Here is a 26,474-nt window from a genome sequence, read left to right as displayed (position 1 = left end):
CAGTAAAGCGAGGATGCGGTGCGGCTCAGCATATCAAATCCTCCCCCGGGCACCGAGGGAGGGGGACCATGAGCATTCAGCGAATGGTGGAGGGGGCGCGAGCGAAGCGAGCGTCCCGCGCTCACCCCTCTCCACCACCCGCTGAAGCAGCGGGCGGTCCCCCTCCCCCTGCTCGGGGGAGAATTTGAAGAGCACCCTCACGACCCCTGCCCCTGCGACTGCCCCTGCGACTGGCTCTGCCCGCGCGCCGCGCCATTATCCATCAACACGAAACTGTCTTTCGTCCCGCCGCCTTGCGAGGAATTCACCACCAGCGACCCCTCCTTCAGCGCGACCCGCGTCAACCCGCCCGGCACGACTTGCACGCCCTTCGATCCGGTCAGCACGAACGGCCGGAAATCGACATGGCGTGGTGCTAGCCCCGCAGCTGCCAGCGTCGGCACGGTCGACAGCGCCAGCGTCGGCTGCGCGATGTAGCGGTGCGGCTCGGCGATCAGCGCGGCGCGGAAGGTCTCGATCTCGGCCTTGGTCGCGGTCGGCCCGACCAGCATCCCATACCCGCCCGATCCATCGACGAGCTTGACCACGACGTCTTTCAGATTGTCGAGCACGTACTTCAGCGCCTGCGGCTCGCGGCAGCGCCACGTCTCGACATTGGGCAGCTTCGCCTCTCCGCCCGAATAGAAACGCACGATCTCGGGCATGTACGAATAGATCGCCTTGTCATCGGCAATGCCGTTGCCCGGCGCGTTGATCAGCGCGACATTGCCCGCCGCATAGGCCGCGATCAGCCCCGGCACGCCAAGCATCGAATCCGGACGGAAGACGAGCGGATCGAGATAATCGTCATCGATCCGGCGATAGATCACATCGACCTTCACCCGCCCCGCGATCGTGCGCATCCACACGACATCGTCATCGACGAGCAGGTCGGCGGCCTCGACCAATTCGATCCCCATCGAATCCGCGAGGAAGCTATGCTCGTAATAGGCCGAATTATAATGACCCGGCGTCAGCACGACGCAGACGGGAGCCGCGACACCCTCTGGCGCGACCGATTTCATCGTTTCGAGCAAGCGATCAGGATAGCTGTCCACCGCCGCCACACGGAAATCGCGGAACAGTTCGGGGCACAGCCGCAGCATCGCCTCGCGATTTTCGAGCATGTAGCTGACGCCCGACGGCGTGCGCGCATTGTCCTCGAGCACGAAGAAATCGTCGGGGCCGGTGCGCACCAGATCGATCCCGCAAATATGCGCCCAAATGTCGTGCGGCGGGCGGATCCCGGCGATCTCGGGCCGGAATTGCGCGTTGCCGAAGATCAGGTCGGGCGGCAGCACCCCCGCATCGAGGATTTTGCGCTCGCCATAAATATCGACCAGGAAGGCGTTGATCGCCTCGACCCGCTGCACGAGCCCGGCGGAAAGCCGCGCCCATTCGTCGGCGAGGAAGACGCGCGGGACGATGTCGAACGGAATGATCCGCTCGCTCGCGTCGCTGTCACCGTACACCGCGAAGGTGATGCCGAGTTGCCGGAAGGTCGCCTCGGCCGATTGTTGACGACGGCGCAATTCGGCGTCGGGCGTCGCATCGATCCACGCGCCGAGCGCGGCGAGTTCGGGCCGCGCCACCGTCGAACCGGCTTGCCCCATAATCTCGTCGAACGCAGGTCGTGTCGCCATTGAAACGGATAAGCCTCCAAACGCCTGACGATTCCATGCTGCGACGGATTGCTGCGTTGCACAAGCATCGGGAAGAAGAAATGTGCCGGGGGCACATTTCCCCGATGCTCGGCGCGCGAAGCGTGCCTCCGACCGCGCTAGCCCCCGAGCCCCGCCAGCAAAGCCGGCGTCAGCACTTGCGGCAATACCTGCGGCTCGGCCGCACGCGGCGCGTAATACAGATACAGCGGCACGCCCGCGCGGTTATGCGCTTCGATGAAGCGGCCCATCACCGGATCACCATTGGTCCAGTCGCCGACCAGCACCGCGACCTTGTGGGTCGCAAAGCTCTTGCGCGTCGCATCGGTTTCGATCGCGACCTTTTCATTGACCTTGCACGTCAGGCACCAATCGGCGGTGAAATAGACGAAGACCGGACGATTGGCCTTGCGCAAGGCGTCGAGCTTGGCTTCGGTAAACGGCTGGCTCCCGGTCTCGGCCACGATGGCACCTGCGGGCGCACGGCTGACCAGCATCGCGCCGCCGATCGTCACCAGCGCGAGCGCACCGAGTGCCACCCAGCCAAACGCCAGTCCGCGTGCCTGTCGCCGTCCACCAACCCACAAGGCGAACCCGGCGAACAGCGCCGCGCCGAGCCCGAGCGTCAGCCCGTTCACGCCTGCTTGCCGCCCCAGCACCCACGCCAACGCGAGCGCGGTCAGCCACATCGGGACCGACAAGATGTGACGGAAGGTCTCCATCCACGCGCCGGGCTTGGGCAAGCGCTTGCGCAACGACGGCACGAAGCCGAGCAGCAGGAAGGGAATCGCCAGCCCCAGCCCCAGCCCCGCAAACACTGCGAGCGCGGCGGGCCATGGCAGCACCAGCGCCGCGCCAAGCGCCGCGCCCATGAACGGGCCGGTACACGGCGTCGCGATGAACGCCGCGAGCGCACCGGTCGCGAACGCCCCGCCCGCGCCGCCCGATCGGTTGACGAATTGCGGTGTCGGAATCTCGAACAGCCCGCCAAGGTTGAGCGACAGCGCGACGGTGAGCAGCAGCAGCACAACGATCGCGCGCGGATCCTGCAGCTGGAACGCCCAGCCGACCGCCGTGCCCCCGGCGCGCAACGCGAGGATCGCGCCGCCCAGGCCAACGCACACCGCCACCACGCCAGCGGTGTAAGCGAGCGCCTCGTGCCGCGCCGCACCCTCATCGAGATGCCCGCGCGCAAGGCTCAGCGCCTTGATGCTGAGGATCGGGAAAACGCAGGGCATGACGTTGAGGATCAACCCGCCGAGCATCGCGCCGCCGAACGCGATCAGCGTCGCCAGCAACACGCCACCGGCACCGCCTGATGCAGCAGGGGTCGCCGCCGCCACAGTCCCGGCGTTGGCGGTGACGATCAGCCCCTGCTGCTGTCCGATCTGCAACACGCCCGACAGCGGCCCGGCGCCACCCGCGCCGCCCGCCTTGGTTTCGACCACCAGCCGGTCACCGTCCTGCGCAACCGTCTGCGGCGCGGAATAATCGATCGGCCCGGTCGTGATCGGATAGAAATAGACCTGCTTCGGCAGCGCTGCGCCCGCCGGATAGGGGACCGCGATCCGGATGCGCCCGCCGCTGGCCTGAAACACGCCCTTTGCGTCGAGCGGCTTTGGCACCGCGCGCCGCCAAGCGTCGAACCGGCCTTGCGATGCGGTCGAAATCGCGCCGTCGCCGATCGTTAGAAGCGTCGACAGATCGGCAGATTCGGGCACGCACACTTCCGCCGAACAGACGAGATAAGTGGTGTGCAGCTTGACCGGCAGCGGCGTCCCTGCCGCAAGCCCGGCGGGAATCGTCAGCGTCACCAACGGCGCATAGGGCTTGTCGAACACATAGTTCATCAAATCCGCGACGATCAGCCGACCCGGAACCGGATAGGCCGGTTCGCTGGCCGTCACGCCCTTGGGCAGCGTCCAGTCAAGCTTGGCGGCGAAACCGGCATCGCCCGGATTCTGCCAATAACCGTGCCAGCCCGGCTGCGGCACCGTCGCCAGCGCGAGCGTCACGGTCGATCCGGCGGCCGGACGTGCGCTTTCGGCGACCAGCGTGATCGCGATGTGCGGACCCTTGCCATAAGGATCGGGCGCCACGCCTTGCGCATGCGCGCCGTTCGCCGCGAGAAACGCCAGCAAAGTCACCGTGATGTAATGAAACCAGCGCATCGCTCATCCTTGTTGGCCAGCTTGTCGGCCCAGCCCCGACGCGCCATAGCGGCACAATCGGTCCGCCGCCAATTCGGAGAAGTCGAATGAATCGATACGCGTCTGTCACTGCTCTCGCGCTGGCGTTGCTTTCCGCACCGATCCGGGCCGATACCGCACCGCCAGCACCCACAACCTCGAGCGCACCCGTGACGCCCCCCAAGCTGATCGTGGTCATCTCGGTCGATCAATTCTCCGCCGACCTCTTCGGCGAATATCGCACATCGTTCACCGGCGGCCTCGCGCGATTGCAGCAGGGCGGCGTGTTTCCGAGCGGCTATCAAAGCCATGCCGCGACCGAGACCTGCCCCGGCCATTCGACAATCCTGACCGGTTTCCGCCCCGAACATACCGGCATCATCGCCAACAACTGGACCGATCTCTCGGTCGCGCGTGCCGACAAGCAAGTCTATTGCGCCGAGGATGAGACGGTACCCGGGTCGACCTCGGGCAACTATACCGTGTCGGATAAGCATCTGCTCGTCTCCACGCTCGGCGAGCGGATGAAGGCCGCGATCCCGGCGACACGCGTCGTCTCGGTTGCAGGGAAAGATCGCGCCGCGGTGATGATGGGCGGCCATACAGTCGATGAACTCTGGTGGTGGAACGGCAAGACCTTTGTTAGCTATGCCGGGCGCGCCACGCCCGCCGTCGTGGCGCGCGCGAACGCCGCGACCGCTGCCAACATCGCTGCGCCGCAAGCCGCGCTCGCCGTGCCCGATATCTGCAAGCCGCGCGATCGCGCGACGTCGGTCGGCGGCGGCAAGAGCGTCGGCGACGGTCATTTCGAGCGCGCCGCCGGCAATGCCTCGGCGTTCCGCGCCTCGCCCGCCTTCGATGGCGCGATCGTCGCGCTGGCCGCCGGACTGGTGCAGGACATGAAGCTCGGCACCGGACCGACCACCGACATCATCGCGATCGGCGCATCGGCGACCGATTATATCGGCCATACCTATGGCACCGAGGGTGCCGAGATGTGCATCCAGCTCCAGCAGCTCGACGCCACGCTCGGTTCCTTCTTCTCGGTGCTCGATACGACCGGAGTCGATTATGAGGTCGTGCTGACCGCCGATCATGGCGGCAACGACATCCCTGAACGCGAAGTTTCCGCCGGCCTGCCCGATGCGCAGCGTGCCAAGGTCGATCTGGCGCCTTCTGTGGTCGGCAAGCAGATCATGGCCAAGCGCGGAATCACCACGCCGGTGCTGTTTGGCGACATTCCGAACGGCGATGTCTACGTCGCGCGCGACCTGACCCCCGCGCAGCGCAAGCTCGTGACCGCCGACGCGCTGGCTTACTACAAAGCGAACCCGCAAGTCGCTGCGGTGTTCACCGGCGCGCAGCTCGCGGCGACCCCCACGCCGACGGGCGATCCGCTGACCTGGACGATCGCGCAGCGCGCGCGGGCATCCTATTATGCGGGTCGGTCGGGCGACTTGCTGGTGTATCTCAAGCCACGCGTCACCCCGATCCCCGATCCGACGCGCGGCTATGTCGCGACGCACGGCAGCCCGTACGATTATGACCGGCGCGTGCCGATCCTGTTCTGGCGCAAGGGGATGGCGGGGTTCGAACATGCCGCCGGCATCGAAACCGTCGACATTATGCCGACGCTCGCGCGGCAGATCGGCTTGCGGATCACCGGCCCGAAGATCGACGGCAAGTGCCTCGACCTGACGAAAGCAGGTGCGGTCTGCCGGTGAGCGATGCGCTCGCGCATATTCGCGGAGTCGAGGCGTATCTCGATCGGCTGAGCGGGCGGGCCCAGGCGCGCTTGCCCGAACATCAGTGGCGGATGCTGCTCGACACGCTGGGCCTGGGGATCGAGCAAGCGATGCAGCATATCGGGCGGACACGGCCCGACCCTGCGACCTTTGCCGATTGGGTGATCGCGACGGCGGGACAGCCCAACGCCGAGACGGTCGCGCGATATCACGCCGCGCTCGACGGTGCGCCGCTGCCCGCCGCCACCGCCGCGCGGCTGGCGGAAATCGATGCGATGCCGCCAGTGCTCGACGCGAACGACCTGTCGCATTGGGACGAGCACGGTTTCGTCATCCTGCGCGGCGCGATCGACCCGGCACTGGCGCACGATACGGCGGCGCTGGTGTGGCGCATCGTTGGCGCGACCCCGACCGATCCGGAAAGCTGGTATGGCAAATCGCACAACGGGATCATGGTGCAGCATTTCCAGAGCGCGCAGCAGGATGCGATCCGGCGCAGCCCGCGCATCCACAAGGCGTTTGCGCAACTCTGGGGCACCGCTGATCTGTGGATGAATACCGACCGGCTCGGCTTCAATCCGCCGGCGCGCGGCGACTGGAACTTCGCCGGTCAGCCGCTGCACTGGGACGACAGTCTGGTCCGCCCGATCCCCTTCGGAACGCAGGGCATTCTCTATTTGACCGACACTGCCGCCGAACAGGGCGCGCTGCGGCTGATCCCCGGTTTCCACCACAAGCTCGATGCGTGGCTCGACAGCCTTGGCGACCGCGATCCGCGATTGGTCGATTTGACCGGACAGGCGGTGCCGATCGCGGCCAATGCCGGCGATCTGATCATCTGGCGCGCGGACTTGCCGCACGGTGCCACCGTAAATCACGGCCGCGCGCCGCGTCTTGTCCAGTATATGGCGATGTACCCGCCGACGCCAATCGTCCCGCGCGATTGGCTGTAAACGGGGCTTAGCGGACTTCGTACATCCGGATCCCCGGCCCGAGCCGGTTCGCACCCACCGCCAGTTGATCCCCGCTCATATTGGCAACGAAGGCGGGATTGGTCGGGGCATTGGGCGCGAGCGTCGCGTCATTGCCTTCGACGCGCAGCCCGGTCGCGCGATAGGTCTTCGCCTCGGCCGAGACTACGATCAGTCCGCTATGGTTTTCTTTGCCCGCGCCTTGGACAAAGGTGTTGCGCGTGATCAGCCCGGTCGATCCTTCGGGCAAGTCGATCATGTAATTGGTCTTGCGGCCCCTGGTATCGTCGAAGCTGTTGTCGGCGATCGTCACGGTCGGCACGCGCAGCTTGACGTAATGCCCGCCCGTCCCGCGTTCGAAGCGCGAATTGGTGATCGTGACCGAACCCTGATTGGCGAGATAGATGCTGTGCGAACAGTTCGGATTTTCCTCGCACCCGCCCAGCCCGGCAAAGGTCGAATGGTCGATCGTGATCTTCTGTCCCGACGGATGCCCGCCAAGGATGCCCTCCTGGCTATCGAGAAAGGTTGAATCGCGTACGATCAGATCGCCGATCTCGGTGCGGATACCGGCGCCATTGCCATCGGCCACGCGCATCCCGCGGAACACCAGGCCATCGACGGTCGAGCCTTGCCCGCGCAGCACGAACGCCGCTTTGCCCTCGCACGTCGTCCCCTCGAAGATCGCCGTGCCAGGTTGCACCGCCTTGAAGGTGATCACGCCACCCGCCTGTACCGTGCATTGATGATAGACGCCCGGCGCTATCAGGATCGTCGCGGTGCCCATCCGGACCGACTGCACCGCATCGTCGATCGTCTGAAAGCCCTGCCCGGTTTCGGCGATGGTAAACGGTGCCCGCCCCTGCTGCGCGGCGGCGGGGACAGCGAGTGCAAGCACCAGCAGCGGGAGAATGTGACGCATGAGAACACTCCTTTTGCGGAGCGAAATGCGTCGCAGAGCGCGACTTGTGAAGGCGAATTGAGGGTTAACCGTGCGCGGGATCAGTCCAGATTCGGCCGCAACCAGCGCGTAGCGGTTTCCAGATCGACCCCGCGTCGGGTCGCATATTCCTCAAGCTGGTCTGGCCCCACGCGCGCCACGCCGAAATACTCCGCCTGCGGGTGGCCGAAATAGAAGCCCGACACCGCCGCCGTCGGCAGCATCGCGAAGCTTTCGGTGAGCGTCGCGCCGGTCGCGTGATGCACGTCGAGCATTTCGAAGAGCTTGGTCTTCAGGCTGTGCTCGGGGCACGCAGGATAGCCCGGCGCGGGGCGGATGCCGCGATAGTGCTCGCGGATCAGCGCTTCGTTGGTAAGCTGCTCGTCAGGCGCATAGCCCCACAGATCCTGCCGGACATGCTGATGCAGGCGTTCGGCGAAGGCTTCGGCGAGGCGATCGGCCAGTGCCTTGAGCAGGATATCGCTATAATCGTCGATCGCCGCCTTGAACTTGGCGAGATGCGGTTCGATCCCGTGGATCGACACCGCGAAGCCGCCGATCCAGTCGCCCTTGGGATCGATGAAATCGGCGAGGCACATGTTGGCCCGCCCCTCGCGCTTGGCGATTTGCTGGCGCAGGAACGGCAGCCGCACGATGTCGTTCGAGTCGACCAGATTAAGCATGTCGAAGCCGCGCAGCTCATCTGCGTTGAAATCGCCCTTCAAGTCGATGACGACATCGTCCTCGTAGCGCGCGCATGGCCACAGTCCGGCGACGCCGCGCGCGGTGAGCCACTTTTCACCGACGATCTTGTCGAGCATCGCCTGCGCATCGGCGAAGAGCGAAGATGCGCTCTCGCCAACCACTGAATCGGTCAGAATCGCCGGATAATTGCCAGCCAACTCCCACGCGCGAAAGAACGGCGTCCAGTCGATCAGCTCGCGCAGGTTGGCGAGATCCCAGTCACGAAACACGTGCACGCCTGGCTTGGCGGGTGTGCCTGGCTTGAGCGTCATGTCGGCGACAAAGCCATTCGCGCGCGCCTTGGCGATCGGGACGAGTTCGCTTTGCCCCTTGTTCGCCCGCGCCACGCGCACCGCTTCATACTCGTCGGCGGTCTTGCGGACGAACTCGTCGCGGATCGTGTCGCTGACGAGCGTCGAGGCGACGCCGACCGCACGGCTCGCGTCGAGCACATGCACCACCGGCCCCTTATAGGCCGGCGCGATGCGTAGCGCGGTATGGACCTTCGACGTCGTCGCACCACCGATCAGCAACGGCATCGTCATGCCCGCACGCTGCATTTCCTCGGCCACCGTCACCATTTCGTCGAGCGAGGGGGTGATCAGGCCCGACAGGCCGATCATGTCGGCGTCATTCTCGTTCGCGGCCTTGAGGATATCCGACCAGGGCACCATCACGCCCATGTCGACCACGTCGAAGCCGTTGCACTGGAGCACGACACCGACGATGTTCTTGCCGATATCATGCACGTCGCCCTTGACGGTCGCCATGATGATCTTGCCCTTGCCGCGCGCGCCGGGTTCCTTCGTCGCCTCGATGAAGGGCAGCAGATGCGCGACCGCCTTCTTCATCACGCGCGCCGATTTCACGACTTGCGGCAGGAACATCTTGCCCGATCCGAACAGGTCGCCGACGACGTTCATCCCGTCCATCAGCGGCCCTTCGATCACCTCGATCGGGCGCCCGCCCTTGTCGAAGATCGCCTGGCGCGCTTCCTCGGTATCCTCGACCACGTGCAAGTCGATGCCCTTGACCAGGGCATATTCGAGCCGCTTGTTGACCGGCAGGCTGCGCCACTCGGCCGCGGCTTTCTCGGCCACCGCATCGGTGCCCTTGAAGCTCTCCGCCATCGCGATCAGCCGTTCGGTCGCGCCGTCGTCGCGGTTGAGGATAACGTCCTCGCAGGCCTGGCGCAGCTTGGGATCGATCGCGTCGTAAATGTCGAGCTGCCCGGCATTGACGATCGCCATGTCGAGACCGGCGGGGATCGCGTAATAGAGGAAAACCGAGTGCATCGCGCGGCGCACCGGCTCATTGCCGCGAAAACTGAACGACAGGTTCGACAGACCGCCCGAAATGTGCGCGTGCGGGCAGCGCGCCTTGATGTCCTTGCAGGCTTCGATGAAATCGACCGCGTAATTGTTATGCTCCTCGATCCCTGTCGCGACCGCGAAGATGTTGGGATCGAAGATGATGTCCTCGGGCGGGAAGCCGATCCCCACCATCAGATCATAGGCCCGCCCGCAAATCTCGACCTTGCGCGCGCGCGTATCGGCCTGACCGACCGTGTCGAACGCCATTACGACGACTGCCGCGCCGTAGTTCATGACCTTCTTCGCCTGGACGAGGAACTGCTCCTCGCCCTCCTTCATGCTGATCGAATTGACGATCGGTTTGCCGCTGACGCACTTCAGACCGGCCTCGATCACCGACCATTTCGAGCTGTCCACCATGAACGGAATGCGCGCGATGTCGGGCTCGGCGGCGATCAGCTTGAGGAAGGTGACCATCGCATATTCGGCGTCGAGCAGGCCCTCGTCCATATTGACGTCAAGCACTTGCGCGCCGCTCTCGACCTGCTGCCGCGCGACTTCGACCGCGGCGGGATAATCGCCCGCCATGATGAGCTTCTTGAACTTGGCCGAGCCGGTGACGTTGGTGCGCTCACCGATATTGACGAATTGGGCGGTGGTGGTGGTCATTGTGTACCTTCTCCCTCTCCCCTTCAGGGGAGAGGGCCGGGGAGAGGGGAAGTTACGGAGAGGCGCCGCCTGGTACTGCCCCTCTCCCAACCCTCTCCCCTGAAGGGGAGAGGGCTTAGATGAGCTAAGCCGCCATCGTCATCGGCTCCAGCCCGGCGAGCCGCGTGACGACCGGCGGCACCGGCACCACGCGCGGGGCGAGGCCCTGAACGCCATCGGCAATCGCCTTGATATGCGCAGGGGTCGATCCGCAGCAGCCGCCGAGCACATTGACTTGCCCCGCCTGCGCCCATTCGCCGACCAGCCCCGCCGTCGTATTCGGGGCCTCGTCATATTCACCCAATTCGTTGGGCAGACCGGCATTGGGATAGACCATGATCAGCGTGTCGCAAATCTGCGACAATGTCCGCACATGCGGGCGCAATTGCTCTGCCCCGAACGAACAGTTGAGCCCGATCGTCACCGGTCGTGCGTGCCGCACCGCGTGCCAGAACGCCTCGACGGTGTGGCCCGAGAGATTGCGACCGGACAGATCGGTCAGCGTCATCGACAGCATGATCGGCACGTCGCGCCCCAGCGCATCGCCCGCCTCGAGCACCGCCATGATCCCGGCCTTGGCGTTGAGCGTGTCGAACACCGTTTCGATCAGGATGAAATCAGCCCCGCCTTCGAGCAGCGCGTCGATCTGCTCGCGATACACGTCTTTCAGATAGTCGAAGTCGATCTCGCGAAAGCCGGGATCGTTGACGTCGGGCGAGAGCGACAGCGTCTTGTTGGTCGGCCCGACTGCGCCCGCGACAAAGCGTGGCCGGCCATCCTTGGCCTGATATTCATCCGCCAGCCGGCGTGCCAGCTTCGCGCTCTCGACGTTGATTTCCCGCACCAGCCCTTCAGCGGCATAATCGGCCTGGCTGATGCGGTTGGCGGAGAAGGTGTTGGTCTCGGCAATGTCCGCCCCCGCCTCAAAATAAGCACGGTGGATCGTCTCGGGCACCTCGGGCTTGGTCAGCGCGAGGATGTCGTTATTGCCCTTCTGGTCCTTGGCGAGGCCGAGTGCGCCGGCATAGTCGGCCTCGGACAGCTTCCAGTTCTGGATCTCGGTCCCGAACGCGCCATCGGTGATGAGGATGCGCTTGGCGGCTTCGGCGAGGAACGTTTCGCGGATGGTCATGGTCGTTTCCTTCTCCCCTCCCGCTTGCGGGAGGGGTTGGGGGAGGGAATGTTTCGGGAGCAGCCTCTTGCAGGCCCTCCCCTAGCCCCTCCCGCAAGCGGGAGGGGAATTGGATTACGCCGCCTGCGCGGCAGCCACAGGAGCCTTTGCCCGGATCCCCAGCAAATGGCAGATCGCGTAGCTCAGCTCGGCGCGGTTGAGCGTGTAGAAATGGAAATCGCGCACCCCGCCGGCGTAGAGCCGACGACACAGCTCGGCAGCGATCGTCGCCGACACAAGCTGGCGCGCGGCAGGATGATCGTCGAGCCCTTCGAACAGCGTGCCCATCCATGGCGGCACGACCGTGCCACACATCGCCGACATGCGCTGCACCGCGCCGAAATTCATGATCGGCATGATCCCCGGTACGATCTCGGCGCTCACGCCCGCCTTGCTCGCGGCATCGCGGAAGCGGAAGAACGTCTCCGCCTCATGGAAAAATTGGGTGATCGCCCGCGTTGCGCCGGCGTCGAGCTTGCGCTTGAGATTGTCGATATCGGCCGCCGCATCGACCGAATCCGGGTGGCATTCGGGATAGGCCGAGACCGAAATCTCGAACGGGTGGAGTTTGCGCAAGCCCTCGACCAGTTCGACCGCATTGGCATAGCCGCCGACCGGCGACTGGAATTTCTCCCCCGGCACCGGGGAATCGCCGCGCAGCGCGACGATGTGCCGCACCCCCGCCTGCCAATAGGCGTCGGCAACGGCATCGATCTCGTCGCGCGTCGCCGCGACGCAGGTCAAATGTGCGGCCGCCGGAATAGCGGTATCGCGCGCGATCCGCGCCACCGTCGCATGGGTACGCTCGCGCGTGGTGCCGCCAGCGCCATAGGTCACCGACACGAAACGCGGGCCGAGCGGCGACAGCGTCTGCACCGATTGCCACAGCGTTCCCTCCATCTTCTCGGTCTTGGGCGGGAAGAATTCGAAGCTCACGCGCGCATCACCCGCAAGATCGGCGAACAGCGGCGTCGCCAATGCGTGGCGCGCTTCCTCCATTTGCTTCACCGAAACCGTCATGCCGCCCTCACTTCGTTCATTATACGTCCCACTTTGCGCGCGAGCCACAATTTCACGGTCAATTCACCACCACCCAGCGTCTCGATCCGCACCGCAGCCAGCCCTGCCGCGGCAAACCATGTCGCCATCTGGTCGTCGGCGAAGCCAAGCCGGGTATGGCCGTCCTTGGTGCGCAGTTCCTCGCGGTCGTGCGCGGCGAAATCGGCGATCAGCAAGCGCCCGCCAGGGGCCAGCACGCGCGCTGCCTCGGCAATCGCGGCGCCCGGCTGCTGCGCGAAATGCAGGACATGATGGATGATTGCGACATCCGCCGCATCATTCCCAAGCGGCAGCGCGTACAGATCGGCTTGCCGTAACTCGGCATTGGCAAGCCCGCGCTCCGACAGTTTCGCGCGTGCAAGCCGCAACATTTCAGAACTGCGGTCGATCCCCAGAGCGTGATCGGCCCGGCCTGCGAACAATTCGAGCATCCGCCCGGTGCCGGTGCCGATATCGATCAACTGTCCGATCGGCGTATCCCCGAGCACCGCCGAAATCGCCGCCTCGACTTCGCTCTCGGCGATATGGAGCGAGCGCATCGCATCCCATTGTCCGGCATTCGCCTCGAACCAGCTTGCCGCCGATGCCGCGCGATCGGCGCGGACCGCCGCCAACCGCGCTGCGTCCGCCACCGCCCAATGATCGGGCTCGATCGCCGCCCATTGGTCGAGCGCACCGATCACCGGCCCGACCGTCGCGCCGCTGCCGAGTGCCACGAACACCCAACTGCCCTCCTTGCGGCGTTCTGCGATTCCGGCGTCGCACAGGATCTTCACATGGCGGCTGACGCGCGGCTGGCTTTGCCCCAGCACTTGCGCCAGTTCACCGACCGACAGCTCCATCGTGCGCAGCAATGCGAGGATGCGCAAACGCGTCGCGTCGGCAAGCGCGCGGAAGATATCGAGGGCGATGGTCACAGCGTTTTCATTCTGCGAACGACATATAAAGATATCTTTATATGAGGTCAACGCACTTGCGATGGACCCGGAAGCGATTGCGCGGGTTCTAACCCTCCGATACCGTCATATAACCCCTCCGGAGAGCCAGTTCATGAAAACCGCCCGCATCCTGCCGCTGATCGCCCTCGCCGCCTTCGCCCTCGCCGCGTGCAGCCCCAAGGCGCAGAATGAAGTCGCGGAAGCCGCCAATGCGGTGGAAGCCGATGCGAATGCAACCACGGCCGAGGCGATCTCGGATACCGACGCAGCGCTGGGGGCTGCCGAAACGCGGATCGACAATGCAGGGAACGTGCTCGGCAACAAGGCCGATCGCGTCGCGGACAAGACTAGCGCGGCCTTGAAGGATCTGGGCAACGAGATTCAGGAATGAAGCGCGCCGCGGTCCTCGCGCTCTTGCTGACACTTGCGGCTTGCTCGGGCGGACCGTCGTCGACCGGCACACCGCCGGGCGAGGATAAGGCGCTCGACGAAGCCGCCGCCAAGCTCGACGCCAATACGATGAACACCAACGCCGCAGAGATCGTCGAGGAAGACGAAGGCGGCAATGAAAGCCAGCCGCAATGACCACTCTTCGCCGCTTGGGCGCGACCGATCTCCACATCGCGCCGCTGGTGCTGGGCGGCAACGTCTTTGGCTGGACTGCGGACGAAGCGACCAGTTTCGCCATACTCGACGCGTTCGTCGCTGGGGGCGGGACGATGATCGACACCGCCGACGTTTATTCGGCCTGGGTCCCCGGTCATAAGGGCGGCGAGTCCGAAACCGTGATCAGCGCGTGGCTGAAGCAATCCGGCAAGCGCGACCGAGTACAGATCGCCACAAAGGTCGGCATGATGCCCGGCGACGGCGGCGAAAAACTCGCGCCCGCGCGGATTGCAGCGGCGTGCGACGCTTCGTTGCAGCGGCTCGGTGTGGACACGATCGACCTGTATTTCGCGCATCAGGATGACGATGCGACGCGCCAAGAGGATGCGCTCGCGGCGTTTTCGAAGCTGATCGACGCGGGTAAGGTCCGCGCGCTCGGCGCCTCCAATTTTCATGCCGCGCGCCTGAAATCGGCGAATGACGCCGCGCGTGTCCTCGGTTTGCCGCATTACCACGTGCTGCAGCCCGAATATAATCTCGTCAGCCGCCACAACTTTGAGGGCGAGCTGCAGAATTACTGCGTCGAGCACAATATCGGCGCGGTCCCCTATTACGGCATCGCCTCTGGCTATCTGACCGGCAAATATCGCAGCCCCGCCGATTTCGGGAAGAGCGTTCGCTGCGAAAGGATGCAGGCGTTCATGGACGGAACCGGCCCCGCCGTCCTCGCTGCGATGGATGCGGTGGCCGAGGAGAGCGGCGCGACACTCGCGCAGATCGCGCTCGCCTGGCTTGCCGCGCAACCTGCGATCACCGCGCCGATCGCAAGCGCGACGAGCGTGGCACAGATCGAGGAATTGCTCGGATCGATGGATTTGGGGCTGACGACGGAGCAGCTCGATCGGCTGACCGTGGCGGGCGTTTAGGCCGCCACCCGCTCCGGCTCTTGCGCCAGCGCGCGGAGCCAATGCGCGCCGAGCCGATGGTCGAGCGCGACCGGATCGAAGCGGTCGAGCCCGGACCCGGGATAGAAGGTCATCTCGCCGAACAACGGCCGCCCGCCAATCTCGTACAAATCGACGCGCAGGAAATCGCTCCCTTTAGCGAGGACCTCGGCCGCCACGATCATGCGCGCAAGCGATGCGGGGGCAAGCGGGTCGGGATCGGCGCTCGCGGCCGAGACCCGGTGCCAGCTGCGGTCGAGCAGAATCCAGCGATGCCGCCCGCCGCGCCCGAGATGCACCTGCACATATTCGACGCGGCCTGCGAACACGTAGAATTTGTAATCGATCGGCAGCGCGGGCGCCGACCCCATAAAGGGTTCGACGATCAGCCCACGCGGGATGCGCGCGTACAAATCCTCATCGAGCCAATAGCCATAATCCGCCGCCATCCAGCGTGCGGCACGCGCCCTTACGGCATTCCAGTCGGCCGCGTCGTTCAGGACAAAAGCGGTCTGGTTGCAGCCATGGCGTGCCTTGACCACGAACGGCGTCGACCAGACGGGCTGCTCGGGCAATTCGGTCCCATGCCACAGCGTCGGGATCAGCCAGTCCGAACCCAGCTGGGCGGCGACGATCGCCTTGGCGGCGACCTTATCCGCCATTCGCGCCATCGCCGCATCCGCCCCGGCAAGCTTACGCACCTGCACCAGCTCAGTGAAGGTGCGTGGATCGTTGAGATTGGGCCAGCGCCCGTGTCGCCACCAATAGGTCAAGGTAATGCGCCAGCGTGGTCGCGCGGGTTTGAGGCGCTGGGTACTTACGGGAAGAGCGGCTTGCATCGGGGCAAAAGCTGCGGGGGAGGATTTTGTTCCGGCGGTAGACGTACCAGTCCAGCCCCGTCGCGGCACAGCCGCGCCGTCGGACGGCGGGTCGGATGACCCGCCGCCGGCCGGGCGTGATGCGGGCGTGCCGCAGCTTACGCTGCGGCTACTGCATCACGCCGCGAACTGGTTCATCGTATTGTGCGCGCCGCCGGCCTTCAGCGCCGCCTCGCCCGCGAAATATTCCTTATGATCGTCGCCAATGTCGGAGCCGGACATGTTCTGATGCTTCACGCAGGCAATCCCCTCGCGGATTTCCTTGCGCTGGACACCCTTCACATAGCCGAGCATCCCGGCCGCGCCGAAATACTCCTTGGCGAGATTGTCGGTCGACAGCGCCGCGGTGTGATAGGTCGGCAGCGTGATCAGGTGGTGGAAAATCCCTGCCCGCGCCGCCGCATCCCGCTGGAACGTGCGGATGCGCTCATCCGCCTCGTCGCCCAGCGTCGTGCCATCATAATCGACCGACATCAGCTTGGCCCGGTCATACGCAGACACGTCCTGCCCCGCCGCGACCCACGCGTCATACACTTGCTGGCGGAAGTTGAGCGTCCAGTTGAAGCTGGGCGAATTGTTATAGACCAGCTTGGCGTTGGGGATCACCTCGCGGATGCGGTCGACCATCCCGGCAATCTGCTCGATATGCGGCTTCTCGGTCTCGATCCACAACAGGTCGGCGCCGTTCTGCAAGCTTGCGATGCAGTCCATTACGCAGCGATCCTCCCCGGTGCCGGCGCGGAACTGGAACAGGTTCGACGGCAGCCGCTTGGGCTTCATCAGCGTGCCGCCACGGTTGATCACGACATCGCCATTGAGCGTCGAAAGGTCGGTCACCGCCTCGCAATCGAGGAAGCTGTTATACTGGTCACCGAGATCGCCCGCTTCCTTCGATACCGCGATCTGCTTGGTCAGACCGGCCCCGAGCGAATCGGTGCGCGTAACGATGATGCCGTCCTCAACGCCCAGTTCCAGAAAAGCGTAGCGGCAGGCACGGACCTTCGCGAGGAAGTCCTCATGCGGCACGGTCACCTTGCCGTCCTGATGGCCGCACTGTTTTTCGTCGCTGACCTGGTTTTCGATCTGCAGCGCACACGCACCCGCTTCGATCATCTTCTTCGCAAGCAGATACGTTGCCTCGGCATTGCCGAAGCCAGCATCGATATCGGCGATGATCGGCACGACATGCGTCTGGTAATTATCGATCGCGTTGAGCAGGCGCTGCTCTTCAACCTGGTTGCCAGCGGCGCGGGCCGCGTCGAGATCGCGGAACATCATGCCCAGCTCGCGCGCATCGGCCTGGCGCAGGAAGGTGTAGAGTTCCTCGATCAATGCGGGGACGCTGGTCTTCTCATGCATCGACTGATCGGGCAGCGGACCGAATTCGCTGCGCAACGCCGCGACCATCCAGCCCGAAAGATACAAATAGCGCCGCTCGGTCGACCCGAAATGCTTCTTGATGCTGATCATTTTCTGCTGGCCGATAAACCCGTGCCAGCAACCGAGCGACTGCGTGTACTGCGCCGGATCGGCATCATAGGCCGCCATGTCACGGCGCATAATCGCAGCGGTGTAGCGCGCGATGTCGAGCCCGGTCTGGAAGCGGTTCTGCACGCGCATCCGCGCGACGCTCTCCGCGTCGATCCCGTCCCAGGTGCCGTTATAGCTCTGGATCAGGCTGGCGGTTTGCGTGATGTCGGTCTGGTAGGTCATGGCACGATCCCTCATTGGCATGTCAATCCAGTACCGAAATTTACACGTCATCTCCCCCAATATCGGTCATTATCCGCGTTTATCGGTCAATTCTCGCCGCAGCGATCTGCAATATTGAAATTTATTTACATTGTTTCGGCACTGCGTGGCGCGGCGCGCAACCCAATGGCCTTGGCCAGCGACATCGCCTCGCATGCAGCGGATGACGGTTAAAGCGGCGGCCTGACCGGGACGTGCACATCGGGCGATGTCCGATACTCCACCTTCGCCGCCGACCGAGCGCTCAGCTTCTTACACGCGGCGCTCGAAACGACCGTCGAGCTCGTTATTCTGGCGAATGCCTCCGGGTGCCTGCCCCCCGGAATGGCCATCGAAATCGTTGCTTTGGCGCATGCCCTCAGGGTGGAGGTAGCGCGGGTCGAACCCCGCCAGTGCGCTGAGCGCCGCTCTGTTTTCGATCGTGATCGACCGGGCATGCGTGCGAATTAGCCGATCGCGTCTCAGCGATTGCAGCACGCGGTTGAGGTGAATCGCCGTCATTCCCAAAGCATCCGAAAGGTCGCTCTGGGTGATGGGAAACTCGAACGTATCATTCTCGGCTAGTCCGGCCCGCTCATAGAGCGCTGCCATTTCGAGGATCAGATGCGCGGTGCGCTCATGCGATTTGCGCCGCCCGAGGTTGATCGTCCATTCCCGAAACATGGCGGCGTCGCAGAGCGTGTCGAACCAAAATGCGCGCCCGAGCTCGGGATAATTGGCAGCGGCGCGAAGGATGTCGGCATGGGCAACCGTCACGATCCGCGTCGCGCAGTGCGTGCGCACGCCATGATCCGCGATCACAACCAAGGCGGAGTGCAGGTCGACCAGATCACCCGCAATGTGGAACGACATGATCTGGCGTTCCCCACCGCGCAACGTCTGATACCGGCTCACCAGCCCCTTATCGACGAAGAACGCCCGGTGCGGCCGGTCCCCTTCCTTTACGATATCGCGATAGGCGACAAAGTCCTGGATCTCAGCGGGCATCGACAAGAACGCTTCGCGCGCGGGGAGCGAAAGCGGCACGCGCCGCTCGATCTTCGCCAGATACTTGGAAAGGGTTAGTTTTGACATCATGCTCCCATCGAGGGGGAGCACGAGTGTCTCTCAGCCGCCGAAACCCATTGGCTGATCGACGGTGTCGTCGCAGTACACTGTTTTAGGAAAAAGTTTAATACAGATTATAAAGATTTATGCGGTACGGTCGCCACGCCATGTGATCGACCAAAAAGGCCGCCGGACCGGTCTTTCCTGTCACCGCACGCGCGCGCGAATCCCGGGCGCAAACTCAATCCCCACCGAAGGTAAACGCACTCACCCCGCGTTCGCGTTCGTTCAGCACCAGCGCGCGACCGGCGGGCGGGAGCGAGCGTTGCGGGCAATTGCCACGGCCACACGCGCGGCAGCCGAGGCCGATCGGCGTCGCCTCGCCCTTCAGGTCGAGTCCGCGCGCCACCGCCATTGTGCCGCCAAGCGCAGCCGCGACACCCAGCCCGACCGCAAACTCCGCCGGTACCGCGCCATAGCGCCGCCCCTGCGGGGTGACGGTGCGCGCGATCGTCAGCCAGCGCGTCGCGTCTTCCAGTTCCACGATTTGCACCGCGAGCGCGCCCGGCCGATCGAACGCGGTGTGCAACCGCCATAGCGGGCAGCGCCCGTCCGCCTCGGCGAGCGGCGATCCGCTTGCCCCCGAAAAGCGCTTCGACGCTTGTCCCGCACGGTCGATCCGCACCAGAAAGAAGGGAAGCCCGCGCGCACCGATCCGCTGCAGCGTCGTCAAGCGGTGCGCGACCTGCTCGAACCCCGCGCCGAAACGGCGCTGGAGCAGTTCAATATCATAGCCGGTCGCCTCGCACGCGCGCAGGAACCGCGCATACGGCATCATCACGGCGGCGGCGAAATAGCTCGCGAGATGGCGGCGATACAGCCGTTCGGCGGCGCGGTCGGTAAACCCCGCCCCCTTGGCCAGCCCTTCGATCTCGCCGCGCGCCTCGATCTGGGCGAGCTGGAACGCGACGGCGAAGGTGCGCGACGCCGGATCGAGCGTTTCGGACAATTGCAATTGCCGCGCGTGGAGATCGGTGCGCCGCAACATGTCGGGCATGACATCGACCGGCAGCACGCGGATTGTCAGCTGGTGTTTCACCCGCAACCGCTCCCCAATCGCGCCGTACAGATCACCGGCGCCCAGGCGAAGTTCGTCGGCGAGCGTCTCCGCCATCGCATCAAGATCGGCGAAATGGCCGCGCCAGCGCTCGATTTCGCGGCGTACTTCGCTCACCGGGTCGCTCGCGGCGCTCGCTTCGAGCCCCCCTGCCCCGATCCGATCGAAGGCGCGCGCAAAGGCCTCCGCCCCACCCGGTGCGCCCGCCAGCCATTCCTCGAGCTCGTTACGGTCGATCTCAAGATCGGCGAACATCGGGTCGGCCAGCCGCCGCCGCAGCGCTGCCTCACCCCCGCCCGGCTCGCCCGCCGCCAGCGCGCGCGGATCGAAATCGAAGCTCTCGGCGAGTTTGACGATCAGCGAGGCCGATAACGGCCGTTGGTTCTTCTCGACCAGATTGAGGTAGCTCGGGCTGATCGTCAGCACCTCGGCCATAGCCGCCTGCGTCAACCCCGCCTGCCGCCGCATCCGGCGAATGGCGTGTCCGGCGAACAGCTTGCGGTCGGCCATGTCCTGCACCTTTCCCGTCATGATATCCCGCCCGGCAACGGGCGCGTCGCATCCTATGCCGCAGGTTGTGATGTTTTTACAATACTACAAGACATCCTGGTGCGCATCGCACAGCCCGACTTTACCGCACCCGTAATTTCTCTGGTAGGTACCACGAAAATAGCGGATTTCGCCACCGATAAGATCGGCTCTGGTGCAGACTTTGTAAATCTGCGACCAAGCGAACAGGCTTTGAAAGTTTCCTGGGGAGGAAAGGATGCCCGCCGCGACTCACCCTCGCGGCGGGCATTTCCGTTACCGCGTCGGCGCAATCCGACCGCGTCCGATCCGCCATAGCGTGACCAACCCGATCGCCGCCCATGCGATGTTGAGCGTCGTCGAGGGCCATGCTGCGTGCGAGCCGCTATTGACGATAAACCCGGCGGCACCGACGACGTTCATCCACTGAAACGTCGCGGACTGGCCCGACAGCTTGCCGGTCGAGACCAGCAGGTACGAGGCCAGGATGAGCAGCGCGGCTGCCCATCCAATCACCTCGACCGCCAGCATCATGCCGCCAGCTTGCGCAATACGTACTGCAGAATGCCGCCGTTGAGGAAATATTCCAGCTCGTTGACGGTATCGATCCGGCAGCGCGTCAGGAAGGTTTCGACCGAGCCATCGGCGCGCGTGAGGACGACCTCGACATCCTGACGCGGGCGGATTTCGGCGACCTTCATGATCGTGAAGCTTTCGGAACCGTCCAATTTCAATGTCTTGCGATCAACGCCCTCGGCAAACTGCAGTGGGAGAACGCCCATGCCGACCAGATTCGAGCGATGGATTCGCTCGAAGCTTTCGGTGATGACCGCGCGCACGCCGAGCAGATTGGTGCCCTTGGCCGCCCAATCGCGCGACGATCCGGTGCCATATTCCTTGCCCGCGACCACCACCAGCGGCGTGCCATCGGCCTTGAAGCGCATCGCCGCGTCGTAGATCGGCATCGTCTCGCCCTGGTACGACGACATGCCGCCTTCGACGCCCGGAACCATCTCATTTTTAATGCGAATATTCGCAAAAGTCCCGCGCACCATGACGTGATCGTTACCGCGGCGGGCGCCGTAACTATTGAAATCTCCACGAGAAACTTGCCGCTCCAGCAGCCACGCGCCGGCCGGGGAATCGGCCTTGATCGAGCCGGCGGGCGAGATGTGATCGGTGGTGATCGAATCGCCCAGAATCGCCAGCGGGCGTGCTTCGATGATGTCCTGCACCGGTGCGGGAGTCATTGACATTCCATCGAAATAGGGCGGGTTGGCGATGTAGGTCGAGGCTGGCGGCCAGGCGTAGGTGTCCGACCCTTCGATCGCGATCGCCTGCCATTTGGCGTCGCCCAAGAAGACGCTCGAATAGCGCGATTGGAACATTTCACGGTCGATGTTCGAATCCATGACCTCCCGGATCTCGGCATTGGTCGGCCAGAGGTCCTTGAGATACACGTCGGTGCCGTCGGTCGCCTGACCGATCGGCGTCGTCGTGAAATCTTCAGTCACGGTGCCCTTCAACGCATACGCAACGACCAAGGGCGGCGAGGCCAGGAAGTTGGCGCGCACGTCGGGCGAGACGCGGCCCTCAAAATTGCGGTTGCCCGACAGGACCGAGGCCGCGACGATGTCGTTTTCGTTGATCGCAGCCGAGATCGCCGGCGCCAGCGGCCCCGAATTGCCGATGCAGGTGGTGCAGCCATAGCCGACAAGGTTGAAGCCGACCGCGTTCAAATCGGCGGTTAGCCCTGCCTTGTCGAGATAATCGGTCACAACCTGGCTACCCGGCGCGAGCGAGGTCTTGACCCACGGCTTGGGCTTCAAGCCAAACGCATTGGCTTTGCGCGCAACGAGCCCCGCCGCCACCAGCACCGAGGGGTTGGAGGTGTTGGTGCAGCTGGTGATCGCGGCGATCACGACGTCGCCGTCGCCAATGTCATGCGCGCGCCCCGCGACGGCCACGCGCTTGGCGGTGGCATGGCCGTAGACCGAGACGAGATCGGCGTTGAAGGTGTCGTCGACTTCGGTGAGGATGACCTTGTCCTGCGGGCGCTTGGGGCCGGCGAGCGAGGGGACGACATTGGCCATGTCGAGTTCCAGCGTGTCGGTGAACACCGGATCGGGCGCATCGGCCAGCCGCCACATGCCCTGCGCGCGGGCATAGGCCTCGACCAGCGCGATCTGCTCCTCGCTGCGGCCGGTGAGGCGCAGATAGGTCAGCGTCGCGTCATCGACCGGGAAGAAGCCGCAGGTCGCGCCATATTCGGGCGCCATATTGGCGATCGTCGCGCGATCGGCGAGCGCCAGTGCATCGAGGCCGGGACCGTAAAATTCGACGAAGCGGCCGACCACGCCCTTCGCGCGCAGCATTTGCGTAACCGTCAGCACGAGATCGGTCGCGGTGATGCCCTCGGCGAGGCTGCCGTGGAGCTTGAAGCCGACGACTTCGGGGATCAGCATCGACACGGGCTGGCCGAGCATCGCGGCCTCGGCCTCGATCCCGCCGACGCCCCAGCCGAGCACGCCGAGCCCGTTGACCATCGTGGTGTGGCTGTCGGTGCCGACGCACGTGTCGGGATAGGCAATCTTGGTGCCATCGGGCGCGGTCGACGACCACACCGCCTGCGCGAGGTTCTCAAGGTTCACCTGATGGCAAATCCCCGTCCCTGGCGGCACAACCTTGAAATTGTCGAGCGCCTTCGAGCCCCATTTGAGGAACTCGTAGCGCTCATTATTGCGCTGATATTCGAGCTCGACATTGTCGGCGAACGCCTTGGGCGTGCCGAATTCGTCGACCATCACCGAGTGATCGATCACGAGGTGGACGGGGACGAGCGGATTGATCTTCGCGGGATCGCCGCCCAATTTGGTGATCGCATCGCGCATCGCCGCCAAATCGACCACGCAGGGGACGCCGGTGAAATCCTGCATCAGCACGCGCGCCGGGCGATATTGCACTTCGCGGTCGGACTTGCGCTCCTGCTGCCAGTCGATGATCGCCTGGACATCGGCGGTGGTGACGGTGACGCCATCCTCGAAACGCAGCAGATTTTCGAGCAGCACCTTCATCGAGAAGGGCAAGCGGCTGATATCGCCCAGCTTCGCCGCGACGGTGGCGAGGCTGTAATAATCGTAGCGCGCGCCGTTGACGTCGAGCGTGGCGCGGGTGCCGAGCGTATCCTGGCCGATGGCAGTCATGCGGGTCCTTTCCAAATGGCCTCACGAGCGCGGCGGGGAGGCGGCAGAATGCCGCGCGGGCGCGCCCGGGGTGGGCGGAAGCGAGAGTCGGAGCGGGCCTTAGCGCGGGTGGGGGTTTGGGGGAAGTGGCGGTATCCGGTCAAAGCGGTCATTGCGGGCGGTGTCGCCCAACATACGCTGCTCCGCACTCGCAAAGCCGAATTGACTTGGTAAGAAACGGCTCTCGTAGAAATCCTTGCAACCTTGACTTGAACGCAACGCCGCTTCTGGCACAACGGCCTCCAAACAAAGGTTTGGGGGCTATCGGTGCGCGCTTCATTGGTGATTTTGGCTTCGGTTTTGGTCGCTGGTTCAGCGGGTGCGCAGTCGCAGCAGGTCCGCCGTGGCGACATCCCGAAATGGGCAACCTCTTCCCCGCTCTTGCCGGTGCCGGAATCGGTTAGCGGAGCAGTGTTCATACGCCGTCAGGATCTGGAGATACATCTTGGGGAGAAAGGGCAGGCGCAATATCTCGGCTATCGCGTGAAAATACTTCAGTCGAGCGCGTTGCCGCTCGGCAACATCGCGATCGGCTGGAACCCGATGGCCGGAGCGCCAATCGTCCATGCCATCAAGCTCTACCGCGACGGCCAGGTCATCGACGTCCTAAAAAATACCTCCTTCGAAATCTTGCGGCGCGAAGATCAGTTAGAGGCAGCCAAACTGGACGGCACATTGACGGCGGTACTTCGCGTTCCCGATCTTCGCGTAGGCGACGAGCTGGAAGTGGACCTCACGACTTTCACCAGCGATCCCACGCTCGGCCATCAGGAAGCGGGATTTCTTACCCTCCCCCCCAGTCCCGCCGCCGGTCGATATCATCTGGGGTTGAGCTGGGATCAGGGCGCGACGCCCAATTTCAAAATGACTGCCGACATGAACGCAGCAATGGTGAAAAGCGAACGCGCGATCGACTTTCGGTTCGACAATCCCGCCATTGTCTCGCCGCCGAAGGACGCGCCAGCGCGGTACCAGTGGCTGCGCGCTGTCGAATACACCGATTTCGCCGACTGGGCTTCCCTCTCCAGACATTTCGCACCGCTCTATGCTAAAGCCACAACGCTAGGCGCAGGCTCCCCGGTCAAGCGCGAGGCGAGCCGTATCGCGGCCGCGCACATGCAGCCGATGGAACGAGCGAGCGCTGCGCTCAAATTGGTCCAGCAAGATGTACGCTATATCTATGTCGGCCTCAACGGCGGGAATTTGACCCCGGCCTCTGCTGAAGAGACCTGGCAGCGCCGCTACGGGGATTGCAAAGGAAAGACAGCGCTACTGCTCGCGCTGCTCACGGAACTGGGAATCGAGGCGGAACCCGTACTCGTCAATTCCAGCGGCGCGGACGACGGCCTTGATCAGCGCCTGCCAATTCCACATTTTTTCGATCATGTGCTTGTCCGCGCGCATATCGACGGGAAAGCGTATTGGCTGGATGGCACACTCCCGCCGGTAGCACTGCCGGGCGTCAGACCGGTCTTTCCGGTCAACTGGTCCCTCCCGCTGACATCGTCGGGCGCTGGTCTCGAGAAATTGGCATGGCAACCCGCGACCACACCCGAAGAAGTCCATCTGTTTGAAATCGATGCGCGTTCCGGGTTCGACAAGCCGGCGCGAATCATCTCCACCAAGATCATCCGTGGTATCAAGGGCCTTCAGGAGCAGACGCAGTTTTCCTCAATAACGACGGCACAGCTTCTCGACGCTTTTCGCCAAAACGCGATCGGCGATACGTGGCAAGCGATCGACGACGTAAAATGGCGTTACGATCAAACCGCGCAAGCCAGCATCCTGACGATCAGCGGGACCGGAGCGGTGAACTGGGATGATGACGGCAACGGCGAGAAGTCGCTAGCACTTCCTGGCGGCGGTTTCAGTCCGCCCGAGCGGAGGGCGCGAGCGCAAGATCAGAACCGCGACGCCCCCTTTTACGCGAAACCCGAATATACATGCCACGTCACGACCGTCCTATTGCCGAGTTCGACGCAAGCTAAGCAATGGTCATCCAAGCCAAGCTTCGACACGCGGATATTCGGAAGAAACTACCATCGCGCGTGGGAACTTCGTGATGGCGCGATACGGATGGTTCGAGGATCGCGCGTCGAACAGCCCGAGATCGAAGCGGCAGCCGCACAACGTGACAATGCGCGGATCGCGGCGTTCGATAACAGTATGGGGTGGATTTCCTTCGATCCGTTGGGTCAGAAGGCCGCCGTCGGCAACGGGGAAAAGGTGCCGACCACCTACGATTTCGATTGGACGGCCAACGACGTGCCGTGCGTGTCTCCGCCCAATATCTCAAGCAACAAAGCGGCGGCCAGCGGCCATTGATCGCGCCATAGCGGAGAGGCGCAAAGCTCCGTCTCCGAGCACCCCCTGTCCTACAGCTCCCATACTGCGATAAATACCCTGCTCCCTTTCGTAACTGACGGAGCAGGAAGAATGGACAGCACCGGGGATCGCCGGACCAAGGTGCTCTGGACGGCCGACACCGAGATTGCGTTTTTGCTCGCGCTGCGGCTGCATGGCACGGCGACGGCGGCGTGTCGGGAGATTGGGCGGCCGTTCAGCAGCGTGGCGCTGCGGCGTTGCTGCACGGCTTGAGCGAGCGTAAGCGGCGCTTCCATATACGTTTTACATTTGTCATTTGTGAAATTGTGGTGTATCAAAAGATCCGGACTTTAGCGCCAACTGCCCCGGAATTCTCATCATGCCCGCCGCCTCCCTCCCCCGCGAAACCGCCGTTTCCCGTCTCGTCGGCGACCTCAAGACGCTGGGCGGGCTGAAAGGGCGCGATCTGGCCAATATGCTGGGCGTCTCCCCGCCTACCGTGACCCGGTGGAGCAAAGGCGAAGCCGATCCGACGATCGACAAGCAGACCGCGATGG

General features: G+C 64.1%; 21 protein-coding genes. 8 read left to right on the top strand and 13 right to left on the bottom strand.

The annotated features are described in order from the left end of the window. Nucleotides 1-197 precede the first annotated feature (197 nt). Both ABWP09_RS05230 and ABWP09_RS05225 read right to left on the bottom strand, forming a co-directional pair. Complete coding sequence (locus ABWP09_RS05230) at nt 198-1,682, bottom strand: circularly permuted type 2 ATP-grasp protein (RefSeq protein WP_353204088.1); 1,485 nt, start codon at nt 1,680-1,682, stop codon at nt 198-200. Nucleotides 1,683-1,819: 137 nt separating this feature from the next. Continuing rightward, on the bottom strand, nt 1,820-3,871 hold the full coding sequence (locus tag ABWP09_RS05225) for a protein-disulfide reductase DsbD family protein (RefSeq protein WP_353204087.1): 2,052 nt from the start codon (nt 3,869-3,871) through the stop codon (nt 1,820-1,822). 86 nt (nt 3,872-3,957) lie between these two features. On the opposite strand from ABWP09_RS05225, the gene ABWP09_RS05220 reads away from it, so the two are divergent. Together ABWP09_RS05220 and ABWP09_RS05215 are read left to right on the top strand one after the other, a co-directional pair. Next, complete coding sequence (locus ABWP09_RS05220; RefSeq protein WP_353204086.1) at nt 3,958-5,613, top strand: alkaline phosphatase family protein; 1,656 nt, start codon at nt 3,958-3,960, stop codon at nt 5,611-5,613. Next, nucleotides 5,610-6,587 (top strand): phytanoyl-CoA dioxygenase family protein, encoded by a 978-nt coding sequence (locus ABWP09_RS05215; RefSeq protein ID WP_353204085.1) that lies wholly within the window; start codon nt 5,610-5,612, stop codon nt 6,585-6,587. The genes ABWP09_RS05220 and ABWP09_RS05215 overlap by 4 nt, the downstream gene beginning before the upstream one ends. A gap of 7 nt (nt 6,588-6,594) precedes the next feature. On the opposite strand, the gene ABWP09_RS05210 is transcribed toward ABWP09_RS05215, so the two are convergent. The 5 genes from ABWP09_RS05210 to ABWP09_RS05190 all read right to left on the bottom strand — a co-directional run bounded on the left by ABWP09_RS05210 (nt 6,595) and on the right by ABWP09_RS05190 (nt 13,457). Then, nucleotides 6,595-7,527: a right-handed parallel beta-helix repeat-containing protein gene (locus ABWP09_RS05210; RefSeq protein ID WP_353204084.1), complete on the bottom strand. Its 933-nt coding sequence runs from the start codon at nt 7,525-7,527 to the stop codon at nt 6,595-6,597. Nucleotides 7,528-7,607: 80 nt separating this feature from the next. After that, nucleotides 7,608-10,271 (bottom strand): methionine synthase, encoded by a 2,664-nt coding sequence (gene metH / locus ABWP09_RS05205; protein WP_353204083.1) that lies wholly within the window; start codon nt 10,269-10,271, stop codon nt 7,608-7,610. Nucleotides 10,272-10,395: 124 nt separating this feature from the next. Further along, nucleotides 10,396-11,442: a homocysteine S-methyltransferase family protein gene (locus ABWP09_RS05200; protein WP_353204082.1), complete on the bottom strand. Its 1,047-nt coding sequence runs from the start codon at nt 11,440-11,442 to the stop codon at nt 10,396-10,398. Nucleotides 11,443-11,556: 114 nt separating this feature from the next. Beyond that, nucleotides 11,557-12,501, bottom strand: a complete 945-nt coding sequence (gene metF, locus ABWP09_RS05195; RefSeq protein WP_353204081.1) for a methylenetetrahydrofolate reductase [NAD(P)H] — start codon at nt 12,499-12,501, stop codon at nt 11,557-11,559. Continuing rightward, nucleotides 12,498-13,457, bottom strand: coding sequence for a metalloregulator ArsR/SmtB family transcription factor (locus tag ABWP09_RS05190; protein ID WP_353204080.1), 960 nt, complete (start codon nt 13,455-13,457; stop codon nt 12,498-12,500). The genes metF and ABWP09_RS05190 overlap by 4 nt, the downstream gene beginning before the upstream one ends. Nucleotides 13,458-13,590: 133 nt before the next feature. Here ABWP09_RS05190 and ABWP09_RS05185 point away from each other — a divergent pair, with 133 nt between their 5' ends. Genes ABWP09_RS05185 through ABWP09_RS05175 form a run of 3 tightly spaced genes read left to right on the top strand, consistent with a single transcriptional unit; the run spans nt 13,591 to nt 15,010 of the window. Then, nucleotides 13,591-13,869 (top strand): hypothetical protein, encoded by a 279-nt coding sequence (locus tag ABWP09_RS05185; protein WP_353204079.1) that lies wholly within the window; start codon nt 13,591-13,593, stop codon nt 13,867-13,869. Next, nucleotides 13,866-14,063: a hypothetical protein gene (locus ABWP09_RS05180; RefSeq protein ID WP_353204078.1), complete on the top strand. Its 198-nt coding sequence runs from the start codon at nt 13,866-13,868 to the stop codon at nt 14,061-14,063. Before ABWP09_RS05185 ends, ABWP09_RS05180 begins: the two co-directional genes overlap by 4 nt. Beyond that, the gene (locus ABWP09_RS05175; RefSeq protein WP_353204077.1) at nt 14,060-15,010 is read left to right on the top strand and encodes an aldo/keto reductase; all 951 of its coding nucleotides are present in this window, start codon (nt 14,060-14,062) and stop codon (nt 15,008-15,010) included. The genes ABWP09_RS05180 and ABWP09_RS05175 overlap by 4 nt, the downstream gene beginning before the upstream one ends. Here ABWP09_RS05175 and ABWP09_RS05170 read toward each other — a convergent pair. The 6 genes from ABWP09_RS05170 to acnA form a co-directional block, all read right to left on the bottom strand. Continuing rightward, nucleotides 15,007-15,801, bottom strand: coding sequence for an ATP-grasp fold amidoligase family protein (locus ABWP09_RS05170; protein ID WP_353204076.1), 795 nt, complete (start codon nt 15,799-15,801; stop codon nt 15,007-15,009). The genes ABWP09_RS05175 and ABWP09_RS05170 overlap by 4 nt on opposite strands. Before the next feature lie 222 nt (nt 15,802-16,023). Further along, complete coding sequence (locus ABWP09_RS05165) at nt 16,024-17,619, bottom strand: isocitrate lyase (RefSeq protein ID WP_353204075.1); 1,596 nt, start codon at nt 17,617-17,619, stop codon at nt 16,024-16,026. 291 nt (nt 17,620-17,910) lie between these two features. Then, nucleotides 17,911-18,732: a Crp/Fnr family transcriptional regulator gene (locus ABWP09_RS05160; protein ID WP_353204074.1), complete on the bottom strand. Its 822-nt coding sequence runs from the start codon at nt 18,730-18,732 to the stop codon at nt 17,911-17,913. Nucleotides 18,733-18,946: 214 nt separating this feature from the next. Then, nucleotides 18,947-20,332: a helix-turn-helix domain-containing protein gene (locus tag ABWP09_RS05155; RefSeq protein ID WP_353204091.1), complete on the bottom strand. Its 1,386-nt coding sequence runs from the start codon at nt 20,330-20,332 to the stop codon at nt 18,947-18,949. Nucleotides 20,333-20,626: 294 nt separating this feature from the next. Beyond that, complete coding sequence (locus ABWP09_RS05150) at nt 20,627-20,884, bottom strand: CBU_0592 family membrane protein (protein WP_353204073.1); 258 nt, start codon at nt 20,882-20,884, stop codon at nt 20,627-20,629. Further along, nucleotides 20,881-23,553, bottom strand: coding sequence for an aconitate hydratase AcnA (gene acnA, locus ABWP09_RS05145; RefSeq protein ID WP_353204072.1), 2,673 nt, complete (start codon nt 23,551-23,553; stop codon nt 20,881-20,883). The genes ABWP09_RS05150 and acnA overlap by 4 nt, the downstream gene beginning before the upstream one ends. Before the next feature lie 306 nt (nt 23,554-23,859). Between acnA and ABWP09_RS05140 the strand changes: the two genes are divergently transcribed. The 3 genes from ABWP09_RS05140 to ABWP09_RS05130 form a co-directional block, all read left to right on the top strand. Next, the gene (locus tag ABWP09_RS05140; RefSeq protein ID WP_353204071.1) at nt 23,860-25,917 is read left to right on the top strand and encodes a DUF3857 domain-containing protein; all 2,058 of its coding nucleotides are present in this window, start codon (nt 23,860-23,862) and stop codon (nt 25,915-25,917) included. A gap of 111 nt (nt 25,918-26,028) precedes the next feature. Beyond that, nucleotides 26,029-26,190 (top strand): hypothetical protein, encoded by a 162-nt coding sequence (locus ABWP09_RS05135; RefSeq protein ID WP_353204070.1) that lies wholly within the window; start codon nt 26,029-26,031, stop codon nt 26,188-26,190. Between the two features lie 106 nt (nt 26,191-26,296). Next, nucleotides 26,297-26,474: helix-turn-helix domain-containing protein (locus tag ABWP09_RS05130; RefSeq protein ID WP_353204090.1), on the top strand; the 178-nt coding region annotated here is incomplete at its 3' end.

The sequence above is a fragment of the Sphingomonas sp. genome (assembly GCF_040398505.1).
Lineage (GTDB): Bacteria > Pseudomonadota > Alphaproteobacteria > Sphingomonadales > Sphingomonadaceae > Sphingomonas.
The sequence above is the reverse complement of the archived record's forward strand: the minus strand, read 5'-3'. Positions and strand labels throughout refer to the sequence as shown.

Bases quoted from the DNA above. Each gene is read 5' to 3' on its own strand.
- ABWP09_RS05175 (WP_353204077.1), top strand. From the start codon at position 14,060: ATGACCACTCTTCGCCGCTTGGGCGCGACCGATCTCCACATCGCGCCG.
- acnA (WP_353204072.1), bottom strand. From the start codon at position 23,553: ATGACTGCCATCGGCCAGGATACGCTCGGCACCCGCGCCACGCTCGAC.
- metF (WP_353204081.1), bottom strand. From the start codon at position 12,501: ATGACGGTTTCGGTGAAGCAAATGGAGGAAGCGCGCCACGCATTGGCG.
- ABWP09_RS05160 (WP_353204074.1), bottom strand. From the start codon at position 18,732: ATGTCAAAACTAACCCTTTCCAAGTATCTGGCGAAGATCGAGCGGCGC.
- ABWP09_RS05155 (WP_353204091.1), bottom strand. From the start codon at position 20,332: ATGGCCGACCGCAAGCTGTTCGCCGGACACGCCATTCGCCGGATGCGG.
- ABWP09_RS05165 (WP_353204075.1), bottom strand. From the start codon at position 17,619: ATGACCTACCAGACCGACATCACGCAAACCGCCAGCCTGATCCAGAGC.
- ABWP09_RS05210 (WP_353204084.1), bottom strand. From the start codon at position 7,527: ATGCGTCACATTCTCCCGCTGCTGGTGCTTGCACTCGCTGTCCCCGCC.
- metH (WP_353204083.1), bottom strand. From the start codon at position 10,271: ATGACCACCACCACCGCCCAATTCGTCAATATCGGTGAGCGCACCAAC.
- ABWP09_RS05225 (WP_353204087.1), bottom strand. From the start codon at position 3,871: ATGCGCTGGTTTCATTACATCACGGTGACTTTGCTGGCGTTTCTCGCG.
- ABWP09_RS05180 (WP_353204078.1), top strand. From the start codon at position 13,866: ATGAAGCGCGCCGCGGTCCTCGCGCTCTTGCTGACACTTGCGGCTTGC.
- ABWP09_RS05135 (WP_353204070.1), top strand. From the start codon at position 26,029: ATGGACAGCACCGGGGATCGCCGGACCAAGGTGCTCTGGACGGCCGAC.
- ABWP09_RS05150 (WP_353204073.1), bottom strand. From the start codon at position 20,884: ATGATGCTGGCGGTCGAGGTGATTGGATGGGCAGCCGCGCTGCTCATC.
- ABWP09_RS05230 (WP_353204088.1), bottom strand. From the start codon at position 1,682: ATGGCGACACGACCTGCGTTCGACGAGATTATGGGGCAAGCCGGTTCG.
- ABWP09_RS05200 (WP_353204082.1), bottom strand. From the start codon at position 11,442: ATGACCATCCGCGAAACGTTCCTCGCCGAAGCCGCCAAGCGCATCCTC.
- ABWP09_RS05220 (WP_353204086.1), top strand. From the start codon at position 3,958: ATGAATCGATACGCGTCTGTCACTGCTCTCGCGCTGGCGTTGCTTTCC.
- ABWP09_RS05185 (WP_353204079.1), top strand. From the start codon at position 13,591: ATGAAAACCGCCCGCATCCTGCCGCTGATCGCCCTCGCCGCCTTCGCC.